This window comes from Bradyrhizobium sp. Ai1a-2 (genome assembly GCF_000426245.1).
Lineage (GTDB): Bacteria > Pseudomonadota > Alphaproteobacteria > Rhizobiales > Xanthobacteraceae > Bradyrhizobium.
The window spans coordinates 61,130-71,483 of the sequence record NZ_AUEZ01000049.1; the positions used below are offsets into that span (position 1 = coordinate 61,130).

Annotated in this window: 14 protein-coding genes; 3 read left to right on the forward strand and 11 right to left on the reverse strand. The window is 59.7% G+C overall.

Annotation, left to right across the window (positions count from 1 at the left end; all coding sequences use genetic code 11):
• Positions 1 to 32 precede the first annotated feature (32 nt).
• The 8 genes from K288_RS0127260 to K288_RS54235 all read right to left on the reverse strand — a co-directional run bounded on the left by K288_RS0127260 (position 33) and on the right by K288_RS54235 (position 6,642).
• A complete protein-coding gene (locus K288_RS0127260) occupies positions 33 to 734 on the reverse strand; it encodes an ABC transporter ATP-binding protein (RefSeq protein WP_027582421.1) in 702 nt (233 codons plus the stop codon).
• Entirely contained in the window at positions 721 to 1,470 is a 750-nt protein-coding gene (locus tag K288_RS0127265) for an ABC transporter ATP-binding protein (RefSeq protein ID WP_027582422.1), read from the reverse strand. The genes K288_RS0127260 and K288_RS0127265 overlap by 14 nt, the downstream gene beginning before the upstream one ends.
• Positions 1,467 to 2,468 carry a branched-chain amino acid ABC transporter permease gene (locus K288_RS0127270; protein ID WP_027582423.1) on the reverse strand — a complete coding sequence of 334 codons (1,002 nt, stop codon included), beginning with the start codon at positions 2,466 to 2,468 and terminating at the stop codon, positions 1,467 to 1,469. The genes K288_RS0127265 and K288_RS0127270 overlap by 4 nt, the downstream gene beginning before the upstream one ends.
• Positions 2,465 to 3,343, reverse strand: coding sequence for a branched-chain amino acid ABC transporter permease (locus K288_RS0127275; RefSeq protein ID WP_027582424.1), 879 nt, complete (start codon positions 3,341 to 3,343; stop codon positions 2,465 to 2,467). The genes K288_RS0127270 and K288_RS0127275 overlap by 4 nt, the downstream gene beginning before the upstream one ends.
• A 20-nt stretch (positions 3,344 to 3,363) precedes the next feature.
• Positions 3,364 to 4,551 carry an ABC transporter substrate-binding protein gene (locus tag K288_RS0127280; RefSeq protein WP_027582425.1) on the reverse strand — a complete coding sequence of 396 codons (1,188 nt, stop codon included), beginning with the start codon at positions 4,549 to 4,551 and terminating at the stop codon, positions 3,364 to 3,366.
• Positions 4,552 to 4,711: 160 nt separating this feature from the next.
• On the reverse strand, positions 4,712 to 5,587 hold the full coding sequence (locus K288_RS0127285; RefSeq protein WP_027582426.1) for an AraC family transcriptional regulator: 876 nt from the start codon (positions 5,585 to 5,587) through the stop codon (positions 4,712 to 4,714).
• A 149-nt stretch (positions 5,588 to 5,736) separates the two neighbouring features.
• On the reverse strand, positions 5,737 to 6,243 hold the full coding sequence (locus K288_RS54230) for a substrate binding domain-containing protein (RefSeq protein ID WP_201449732.1): 507 nt from the start codon (positions 6,241 to 6,243) through the stop codon (positions 5,737 to 5,739).
• Positions 6,244 to 6,252: 9 nt separating this feature from the next.
• On the reverse strand, positions 6,253 to 6,642 hold the full coding sequence (locus tag K288_RS54235) for a LysR family transcriptional regulator (RefSeq protein WP_027582427.1): 390 nt from the start codon (positions 6,640 to 6,642) through the stop codon (positions 6,253 to 6,255).
• 171 nt (positions 6,643 to 6,813) lie between these two features.
• Between K288_RS54235 and K288_RS52655 the strand changes: the two genes are divergently transcribed.
• The gene (locus K288_RS52655; RefSeq protein ID WP_051334752.1) at positions 6,814 to 7,179 is read left to right on the forward strand and encodes a hypothetical protein; all 366 of its coding nucleotides are present in this window, start codon (positions 6,814 to 6,816) and stop codon (positions 7,177 to 7,179) included.
• Between the two features lie 16 nt (positions 7,180 to 7,195).
• Positions 7,196 to 7,537, forward strand: a complete 342-nt coding sequence (locus K288_RS50220) for a DJ-1/PfpI family protein (protein WP_201449730.1) — start codon at positions 7,196 to 7,198, stop codon at positions 7,535 to 7,537.
• Positions 7,538 to 8,502: 965 nt separating this feature from the next.
• Here K288_RS50220 and K288_RS46700 read toward each other — a convergent pair.
• The 3 genes from K288_RS46700 to K288_RS52660 form a co-directional block, all read right to left on the reverse strand.
• Complete coding sequence (locus K288_RS46700) at positions 8,503 to 8,928, reverse strand: Fic family protein (protein WP_343208588.1); 426 nt, start codon at positions 8,926 to 8,928, stop codon at positions 8,503 to 8,505.
• Between the two features lie 175 nt (positions 8,929 to 9,103).
• Positions 9,104 to 9,277 carry a hypothetical protein gene (locus K288_RS54240; RefSeq protein WP_201449731.1) on the reverse strand — a complete coding sequence of 58 codons (174 nt, stop codon included), beginning with the start codon at positions 9,275 to 9,277 and terminating at the stop codon, positions 9,104 to 9,106.
• 408 nt (positions 9,278 to 9,685) lie between these two features.
• Positions 9,686 to 9,886 (reverse strand): hypothetical protein, encoded by a 201-nt coding sequence (locus K288_RS52660; RefSeq protein ID WP_152535693.1) that lies wholly within the window; start codon positions 9,884 to 9,886, stop codon positions 9,686 to 9,688.
• 255 nt (positions 9,887 to 10,141) lie between these two features.
• On the opposite strand from K288_RS52660, the gene K288_RS46705 reads away from it, so the two are divergent.
• Positions 10,142 to 10,354, forward strand: a 213-nt coding sequence (locus K288_RS46705) for a helix-turn-helix domain-containing protein (RefSeq protein ID WP_244443180.1), incomplete at its 3' end; no start/stop codon positions are given.

Consider the following 10,354-nt stretch of genomic DNA (forward strand, 5'->3'; position numbering starts at 1 on the left):
TCTTCGGACAACAAGTGTTTACCTCACCGAGATCAGACGCTCAGGTAGGTGCGACGCACCGTCTCGTCCGCGATGAGGGCCGAGGTAGTACCAGAGAACCGAATGAGTCCCTGGCTCAGGACGTAGACCCTGTGTGCGAGATAGGTCGCAAGATGATAGTTTTGTTCCACCAGCAGGATCGGAGTGCCCTCCGACTTGATCGCGTTCAGCACTTCCGCGAGACTGTCGATGATCACGGGCGCGAGCCCTTCGCTTGGCTCGTCTAGGATCAGGAGATCCGGACCGGAAACGAGCGCACGCCCGATCGCGAGCATCTGCTGCTCGCCTCCGGAGAGCTGACCACCGAGATTCCGGCGCCGTTCGGCAAGCCGCGGAAACAACTGGTAGACGTAGTCTGCAGTTCTTCTGGACGAGCGGCCTCGCGCTGCCTTCAGGGCGATGCCGAGATGCTCGTCGACCGTTACCGTAGGAAAGATGCCGCGATCCTCGGGAACGTAGGCGATGCCGGCCCGCGCCACGCGATGGGTGGGCAATCGATCAAGCTGTCGATTCTTGAACACCACCTTGCCGCGCCGTGACGGAATGAGACCGACGATTGACTTCAATGTCGTGCTCTTGCCGGCACCGTTGCGACCCAGTAGCGCCACGCACTCGCTTGCTCCGACCTCAAGGGAGACACCCTGGAGCACGTGGCTGTCGCCATAGTAGGCGTGCAGGTCCTTAACCTCGAGCATGGCCGCACCCGAGATACGCTTCGATCACGACCGGATCCTGCTGGATCTGCTCGCGCGTTCCGGTCGCGAGCACCTTGCCATAGCTCAAGACCGTGATGACCTCGCAGATCGCGAACACCACATCCATGTCGTGCTCGACCAACAGGATCGTCAAATCCTTTGGAAGCTCGTTGATCAGATTTATGAGACGTTCGCGCTCGCTCGGAGACGTCCCCGCGGCGGGTTCGTCCATAAGCAGAATCTTTGGCTCGGCGCACAGCGCTATGGCGACTTCAAGCTGACGCCTCTGACCATAGGACAAGTGCTTCGCCTTGGTCTCCAGACAATCGGCGAGGTTCATTCGTTCGGCGGACATGCGCGCCCTCTCGAGGACTTCGCCGAACGCGGAGGTGGACCGCCAGAATACGCGCCGGCAGGGGTGCGATGCCTGACAGGCAATGCGCAGATTTTCCAGGACCGTGAGATCTTCCAGAAACATGTTGCGTTGGAAGGACCGCGACAGGCCGGAGCGCGCGATCTTCTCCGGACGTCCGACCGCTCTTTGACCCTCGATCCACACATCTCCACTGGTCGGCGGCGTCCAACCGGTTATGAGATTGAAGAACGTTGTCTTGCCCGCTCCGTTTGGACCAATCACGGCGCGGCGCTGGCCGAACGGCACCACCAGGTTCAGGTCCGAGATCACCTCGAGTCCCCCGAACGACTTACGCAGGTTCTTGACCTCGAGTGCGTTCATGACTTCTTCTCGAACAACGATTGCACCGCGCCGACGATTCCGCCGCGGAAGAATGCGACCACCAGCATGAAGAAGATGCCGAAAAACATCATGTATTCGGTGGTCAAGACGCTCAGGCCCTGCTTGACCAAAACGAAAACGGCCGCCCCGATGAGCGGTCCGGTAACCGCCGTCGCGCCGCCGATGATCACCATCAGCACGCCCTCACCGCTCAATTGCCAGCTCATGGAATCCGGATTGATGAAGTAGGTATATTGCGCCTGCAGGATTCCGGCGACACCGCACGCAATCGAGGCGAGCACGAAGGCACCGATCTTGTAGCGATCGACGGAATAGCCCATGGCAACCGCCCGCCGCTCGTTCTCCCGGATTGCTGCAAGCACGCTGCCGAACGGAGATTCGACGACGCGCCACACGACCGCGACAGCGAGCACCGTCACGGCGAGAACGTAATAGTAAAAGACCATCGGATTGTCGCTGTTCAAGCCGAGGAAGCTTAGATCAGGACGCGGTATGCCGGACATTCCATCCGACCCATTGGTGAGCCGCAGCTTGATCGCCGCCCCATAGAACAGCTGTGAAAACGCGAGCGTGATGAGCAGGAATTCGACGCCACGGGTCCGCGTACAGACTGCGCCGATGCCGACCGCGAGCACTCCGATCAGGGCCAACGTCGCGGGGACCGAAATCCACAAGGGCAAGCCCAGCACCGAAGCTCCGATTCCTATGCCGTAACCGCCCAGCCCAAGAAACATCGCCTGCCCAAGCGATACGAGACCTGTGGTCCCGACAAGAAGGTTGATTCCTGAAGCGAATACCCCGGCGATCATGATCTCGATCGCCAGTATCGTGAGATACGGCGTCGATATCCAGGGCAGCGCCAGCACCATCAGGACGGGAGCGACGATCACTGCGCGGGCAACACGCTGACTTTGCTTTACTGGATCGGCGGCAGCACGTTCGCTCACGGCGCCCACGATCGTGGCCTCAGTGCTCATGCCACCCTTCCAACTCTGCCGAACAGGCCCTGCGGGCGGACGATCATGACGCCGATCAGGAGCGCGTAGACCGCGAACATCTCGACCTCGGGAAGGTAGGCCTGCGACATCGCGTCCGTCATCCCAACGATCAAGGAAGCATAGAAGGAGCCCTTCAGATTCCCCAGACCGCCGACGACCACGACGACGAACGTTTCGACGACAATGGCGATACCCATCTGCGAGTAGACGCTCATGAGGGGCGCAGCAACAACGCCGGCAAGGCCCGCCAGCGCGGCACCAAGGCCGAATACGACTGCGAACAAGACATTGATGTTCACGCCGAGCGCCGTCACCATCGCACGATCGTCGACGCCGGCGCGCAGGGTCGCGCCGATCAACGTTCGATCGAAGATGAAGTTGAGTCCGACAGCGACCGCAAGCCCAATGCCGATGATGAAGAGCCGGTAGGCAGGATAGGACAGGCCAAGCAGACTGACATGACCGCTCAGCAGAGCCGGGGTCGGTATCGCATGGAATGCCGAGCCGTACAGCCATTCCACCGCGCCTGCCGTTGCAAAGAGCAGACCGAACGTCAGCAAAGCCAGATCAAGATGGGTGGAGCGACCGCGTTCAGCGAGCGGCTGCAGCACGAGCAGCTGAAGCGCAAAGCCCACGACGAACGGGAGTACCGGCCCCATGACCAGCGCGCTCCAGTAAGAGCCCGTTGCAGCCGCGATGGCAACCCCGCAATAGGCGCCCAGCGTGAAGAACGCGCCATGGGCGAGATTGAGGATATTCATCAGGCCGAAGATCAGAGTAAGTCCGACCGCAAGCAGGAACACCAGCATGCTCAGTTGCAGGCCATTCAGTATTTGCGTGAGGAATAGCTGCACTGTCGATGCCCCGTCCTCGATCAGAACGACTTGGTGCAGCCCGGCAGATCGTCGGCGCCGGCGAACTCATCGACGTATTGCGGAACGGGCTCTCCGGCCGCATCCTTCGCGAACTGCACGACGTAGACTTTCTCGAGCAGGGCGCTGTTGGACGCGTTGAACCGGATCTTTCCACGCGGCGCATCGAAGACCAGCCCTCGCATGGTGGTCATGAACTGGGACTTGTCGGCCGGCATCCTGCCTCCGAGCTTCTCGAGCGTCAGCATGATCGCCTTTCCGTTGTCGTAGCCGAGCTCGGCGTTGACTTCGGGATCCTGCTTGAACATCTGGCGATACCGGGCCACGAGCTTCTCGTTCGCCTCGGTCTTGACGGTCGGCAAATAGGTCGTGACGAACTTCGGCCCAACCATGAGCTCGCCCAGAGCTCCCCAATTCAACTTGTCATAGACCCAGTGATCACCGACCAACGGAAGCTTGTCCCGCAAGCCGAAATCGGCGTGCTGCTTGACGACCTGCACGGCCTCCGCGCCGGCGTAGAACGAATAGATGATCTGCGCTCCGGAATTGCTGGCCTGGGTAAGCGCGGCGGCCCAATCCTTTGTTTTCTGGAAGGGCGTCCAGATCTCCTGGACGACTTTCCCTCCACCATCCTCGAACCCGCGCTTGAACGCGCCGAGGAAGGAATGACCTGCCGAATAATCGGGCCCCATGATCACCGCTGTCCGGATCCCATGGCTCGCCCAGTATTTGCCGGAGTTGTATAGAAAGCCGTTCGCGCTGAAGGAGGTTCGCGCGACGTATGGGCTGCAAAATTTTGCAGTTATCTCGTCGGCGAAGGTGTTGGCGAGAACGAGCGGCATCTGCGCCTTATCGGCCAGGCCCGACACGGCGATCCCGACACTCGAGCTGACCACTCCCGCGACCAGGTCCACCTTTTCAAGTTGCACGAGACGATTGAACTGCTGCACGCCGACGTTCGGCGTCAGCTCGTCGTCGGCACGGATGATCTCGATGCGCCGTCCGGCAACCTTGCCGCCATATTCGGCAATAGCGACCTGGAAGCCTCGATCTATCCCCTCGCTCGGAACGGCATAGACTCCCTTGTAGGGTAACATGAGCCCGATTTTGAGAGGGGCGATCTCCTCGGCGCATATGGACGACGCCGATGCCACCACGACAACTGCCAATGCAGCCGACAGCCTGCTCATATAGGCCACGCTATCCTCCCTCCGTATCCGACCCGAATGGCGTCCATATTCGTCGGATGGATCGCCAAGAGTCCGCGATGTTTAGGAGGAAGCGACTGGAGTGACTTCCGTCAGAGCGCCGGAATTTGCCAAAAAGCGCCGAATCGCGGTTCTCGGGGCGCTACGCCAATCGGCAGCGACGGAATGCCGAGGGGGTCATCCCGGTCGCACGACGGAAGGTGGTCGAGAAGTGCTGAGAATGGCTGAAGCCGGAGGCAAACGCGATCGTCGTCAGGTCCTCATCGGACCCGGCCAGTCGACGCTTCGCCTCCTCTATTCGCAAGTTCAGCACATGCCGATGCGGACTAGTCCCGACGCTTTCCTGGAAAGCGCGCAGGAAATGGCGCTTGCTCAAGCCCGCGACACCGCACAGGTCTCCGAGCGAAATCGGTTCAGCCAGGCGAGACCTGATGTACTCCTCGACGTGCCGCAAGGTTCTTGCCGGCAATCCGCCGCGCGATGTTCTTCCTTCCTGATGAGCCAAACGGGTGACCCGCGCAAGATGGGCCAACGCTTGCGTGCTCCATCCCTCTGCGAAAAGATCGAAGACATTGTCCGGAGCGACGGCCTCCTGGCAAAGCTCACCCAAGCCCCTCGTCAGCGGCTCATGCGCGAAGCCGATGAGCGGTCGGTCGATATCGGCCTTGAGACGGGTGCGCACAAAGCCGGGATCGAGGAACACGACGACGTAATCCAGCGACGGACCAACCAGCCATTCTCCCTGGATCTCAGTGCACGCCGGAAAGAGCGCGAGATTGAGATGTCTATTGAAGCGAAATCCCCCGTTGCGTCCATCGACGGTGCCCTGCAAATCCTCCGCGCCGCCACGAAACCAAAACAGCGTGACCTCTGGCTGACGGAAGTGCCACTCCATCCTGGGCTTCGAGACGCGCCGCAATACCTCAATCCGCATCGTCTCGGTGCTGGTGATCGTCGACGATACGAGGTCTCCTCCCACCATCCGGACGAACGGAAATGATGCATGAGGCTGCGACATGGTTTCCTCCACAAGGCCGGCGTCCTGTTATCGGAACTACCGCAACGCCTTAGTTCCCAAATAGAATGCACTATTTCAGGCCCGTCTTCCAGCATAAAGCTGCTGGCGGGACGGTTCTGTTTCAATCAGAACCGAAGCTCCAGTGTCGGTCACGGATTGTAATTCACGCCGGACAGATAGCCGAGGAGTGTTTCGCGAAGCCTGCGCACAATTGGCGACAGTTGCTCACGATGAGGGCAAATCATGTTCAGCGGATAAAGCTCTCCCGTGACGCCTGGCAGGATCGGTTCCAGGCGACCGCTTGCCACGTCCTGATGGACATCCAGCCAGGATTTGTACGAGATACCCCGTCCATCGATCGCCCAGCGACGAATAAGGTCACCGTCGTCGCTGGTCATGACGCTACGGACCGAAATTGTTTGACGCTTCCCCTCTGGCTCAAAAATCCAGTTATCGTAGATGGTGCCGCCAGCCATGAAGGCCAGGCAATCGTGTTGGCCCAGTGCTTCGAGAGAGTTTGGTCGGCCCCGCCGATCAAGATAGCTCGGCGCAGCAACAAGCACACGCCGGTTGCGGGGCGCGAGCGGCAATGCCAGAAAACTGCCGTCGCTAACGCGACCGTAGCGGATCGCCGCGTCAACGGGGTCACTGAAGATTTGCGAAACTCAATCAGAAAGTGAGACCTGCAACTCGACGTCTGGATGGCTTCGGCAAAAAGCGGAGAGGCAGGACGATAGCAAGTTGCGTCCGGCATCCGATGGCATCGAGAGGCGCACGAGACCGCGAAGACGGTCGTTGTCGCGTCGTAGGGCCTCGCTCGCCTCTCGCAACGTATCAAGCGTTCTTGTTGCATAGGGCAGATAACGTTCGCCCTCGGTCGTCAGCCGCAGGCTGCGGGTCGATCGGGCGAAGAGGCGCGCATCCAGCTCCTTCTCCAACCGCTTGATTGCCGCGCTGACCCTGCTGGCAGGCTGCCCGATCTCGCGTGCAGCCCGCGAGAAACTGCCCAAGGCCGCGGATCGCGTGAAGACAGCCAAATCGTCAAGCCGGACCATTATCGTTCCGGAGAAGTAAGTCTTTGCTGGATCCCATGTCTAATCCCTCGGGCACGCAATCCTAGATGCCGGTTGCCAAGTCGCGGTTACGTTGGGGCCGGGGATTGGCGACGCAACCTGCCGCCGCTTTGCGGCGCCAATGATCCCAAAAGGCTTAATGCTGGAGGCCATATGACGCGGACCATCTCTCCGTACCGAGCACTTCTTGACATCGAGGCATCGCCGTCGGTGCCCAGACTTTCCAACGCGCAGATGCTTGACGCGCCGGAGAACAGCGCAATTCGCGATATCTGGTTGGTGCCCGCTGAAAACCCGACACTTCATCGTGGCAGGAAGATCGCCGTCATCGCAACCGATGGCGTCGAAGAGATCGAGTTGACGACCGTGCTGCAGTACTTCCGGGCGCGCGGGGCCCAGGTCGACCTGGCCCAGGAAACGTACCTACCCGGAATTCCTCGGCCTTCAAATTCCGACGGTGCGCGAAACGCACATCCTCACAATTACCTATATCGCCACGAGCGGCTGGATCAAATTTGATCGGGAATTGGAGGAGGTGAAAGCCAAAGACTACAATGCGGTGATTATACCTGGTGGTGTCTGGAATCCGGATGCGTTGCGTGCCGAGGCTGGTGCAATTCGCTTCGTTCAAGATGCGGCGGCCGCCGACAAGATTGTCACTGCGATCTGCCATGGTCCATGGGTGCTTTCGGATGCGGGTGTGCTCCGCGGCAAGCGCGCCACCGGCTGGTGGAGCATCAAGCCGGATCTTGAAAATGCCGGCGCAACCTTCGTCGACGAACCTGCAGTCACGGACGGCAAGATTGCGACTGCGCGTGCGCCCATCGATCTCGCAGCCTTTGTCGAGGCGATCGACAAGTTGCTCGCTGCCTCATGAGGTCTACTGCAGCACGGCGACCACGGCCGAGAGACGGTAGCGCAAACGAGGATTATCAATGATAGCCGCGTTTCGCGCGGTGCCCACCCGAACCACATATGTCGATTGCCGCTCGCAACTCTGTGAGTCGACAAGCGTGAGTTATTATGTGTATATACCCACACTTTGTCAATAGAAGCGGCCCGCTTCGGCGCCTGTGCCCTGGAGAATGCCTCTAGATCTTGAGCTCTCCGTGGCACGGGGATGATCTTCGACAAGCCCGATCATGAGAGCTTCTAGGTTCTGGACGCCATCAAGGGCAGCGCGGCAGAACGAGCGGGCCTGCAGCGCGGCGATCGCATCACCGAGGTCGCCGGGCGACGCGCGCGCGATCTATCGACCAGCGACGTGGGCAGCCTGAGCCGGCCTCTCACCGTTCGGACGTCAGATGGCCGCCGCCTCACCCTGGCTGTCGAGCAGATCCTGCCGTGAGGCGGGCGTAGCGGGAAATTCAGGGGGTGACAACCGGGTGATTGAGCAAAGCCTTTAATTCTATCGATGCAACTTGCATTTCAAGGATTCGCGGAAGGCAATGGCGGAGGGAGTGGCCGCATAACTCGCTCCGGTTTCGGCAACCTGATCAATAGCATGGTTTGGCCGATCGTCCGCAACGGTACGGATTCAATGGGATACATCGCGCGCAGATGCCAACCTTAGCGAGATGGCCGCAACTCGACCGCCTCCTTATTTTACAATAACGGTCCGACCATGCCGGGAAAAGAACGGCGCAATGTTGCCCTCCCCCCTTGAATGGCACGCGGTACTCCGAGAATTGTTGACGACGACAAGCGTGAAGCGCTTCCAAGCTGCAAGTCGACATCCGCGCTTCTACGTTTGTTTTTGGTGATAGGTCCGGTTATTCGGACTCTTCACTTCGCCCTTTGCTTCTTTTGCCGCGCTCACTAGCTGCGTCGCCAGCATCCCATCTAACATTTTTCGAGTGCGCTGACGTCTGTGGCACCATCAGCAAGACGTTGATCGGCATGTTCAAGCGCATCATAGTACGGGGTCTTGTTGCCGGCGATTTGCTCCGGGATTGTTGGCGTTCCCGGTAACAAGCTATCCAGCTTGATGCTCATCACAACGTACGACACCGCTCGCGCTGTGCGTCCATTGCCGTCGGCGAATGGATGAATCCAGTTCAGGCGCCACAACACGTAAGCAGCGAGGTGAACCGCGCTCTTCGACCAGTTGTCGTTGACGTAGTCGCACAAGTGTTCGATTTCTTCGGACACAAGTGGCGATTCCGGCGGCTGATGTTTGCTGCCGTGAATTGTCACGTTCGTGTTGCGCCATGTTCCGGCAAGCGGATGGATGCCGTCGAGTGCCGCTTGATGCAATTTCAAGATCAAGCTTGATCGCAGTCGGAAAGGGCGCTCCGGGTCCTTGACAAAGGATCGAATCATTTCGAGCGCGAGGTCGAATTGGCGAATGCCATTTTCGGCCTCACGCCGCGCAATTTCATCGGGATCGTTGAGAAGTGGCGCCGTTTCGGCAACGCTATGCCGGTCGTCGGCTACGCGACTGTTACTCGCCTGCGTGCAGTTTCTTGTCGAGCGCGGCTACCATCTCGCGCGTGATCCGATCGTTCTCGATGTGCGTATTGCCATAGGCAAAGCTGCGCCGCTGCTCACCCAATTGATCAGGTGTCATCTCAATCTGGCGAGCCCGCTCAATCAGTGCCTTCAGATCATCAGTCATTGAGCTACTCCCCTCGCTGGACCGGTCATAGCGAACGGCCAACGTTCCTGTAAAGTTCCTAATTGCACGTAAATGTACGTGTCGTTTGTAGTGCAGCATTTAGGTGACTCGTCCAGTCGTGTCGATCCGCGGCGAGGTCACAATGGTGCAATTGGCCGAGAGGTGGATGGCGCGGTTCCGCTAGGCGCGCCATCAACCTCTGACGAGGTGCAGGAACAAGTCATCTCGCGCGAATCGAATGGCGAGGTGATCGACTCATCTTACGCCACGACGCGCAGCGATGGCGGCGCGCTACCGAGATAGTCGCCCCAATCCTGCATCAGCACGCGGCGCTTTTTCGAGCAACTGGGCCCGCGATGATAGCGGCATCCAGCCTATCCTTGCGCCCGTGCGACACCACGCAATTGATTAAATCCTTGTCGCGTGTGCCGTCGCTTCCTTCGCCCACGTCTTGAAGCTGGCGCGGCTCATGCCGGACGCCGTCGCCTTGACGTTCATCGGCTCGAACGCGCTCAGCATCGCATTGTTGGACAGCAGCTCGCCCGGAAACACCAAGCGCTTACCGCCGGTCTTGGCGCCGCATGTCGTGCAGGATGTCCATCGCGGCATCGGACAGCGAGATAACAAATTCGGTGTCATCGTTCTTGACGCGCGGGATGGTCCAAAGCCACTTGGCCGAGTCGATGTGATCGCAATGTAGCGGCGGCGTGTTGTCGCGACCATCAACGCCGATGATGCTGTGTCCGGCCCGGAGCCCTTGTGAGCGGCCCGAGACATAGGTGACAGGTCGTACCGGACACATGGGTTACACTTTTCGCTTTTTTGGGGCGGGAGGTGTGGATGCCGTGGAGAGCGAGTTCGGTGATGGAAGAACGCCTGCGCTTTGTCGCCCGCCTGCTGGATGGGGAGGCCATGACGGATGTGTGCCGGGAGTTCGGCATCTCCCGCAAGACCGGCTACAAGATTTTCGACCGCTACAAAGAGCATGGCCTCGAAGCGCTGAGCGACCGCTCCAGGCGGCCGGTCCGCTACGCCAACCAGCTGCCGGCCCAGATCGAGACCCTGATTGTCCGCCTG

Coding starts and splice junctions, on each gene's coding strand:
- K288_RS0127280 (WP_027582425.1), bottom strand. CDS start 4,551: ATGAGCAGGCTGTCGGCTGCATTGGCAGTTGTCGTGGTGGCATCGGCG.
- K288_RS54240 (WP_201449731.1), bottom strand. CDS start 9,277: ATGACTGATGATCTGAAGGCACTGATTGAGCGGGCTCGCCAGATTGAG.
- K288_RS54235 (WP_027582427.1), bottom strand. CDS start 6,642: ATGGTCCGGCTTGACGATTTGGCTGTCTTCACGCGATCCGCGGCCTTG.
- K288_RS52655 (WP_051334752.1), top strand. CDS start 6,814: ATGACGCGGACCATCTCTCCGTACCGAGCACTTCTTGACATCGAGGCA.
- K288_RS0127285 (WP_027582426.1), bottom strand. CDS start 5,587: ATGTCGCAGCCTCATGCATCATTTCCGTTCGTCCGGATGGTGGGAGGA.
- K288_RS0127260 (WP_027582421.1), bottom strand. CDS start 734: ATGCTCGAGGTTAAGGACCTGCACGCCTACTATGGCGACAGCCACGTG.
- K288_RS0127265 (WP_027582422.1), bottom strand. CDS start 1,470: ATGAACGCACTCGAGGTCAAGAACCTGCGTAAGTCGTTCGGGGGACTC.
- K288_RS52660 (WP_152535693.1), bottom strand. CDS start 9,886: ATGCCGCGATGGACATCCTGCACGACATGCGGCGCCAAGACCGGCGGT.
- K288_RS0127270 (WP_027582423.1), bottom strand. CDS start 2,468: ATGAGCACTGAGGCCACGATCGTGGGCGCCGTGAGCGAACGTGCTGCC.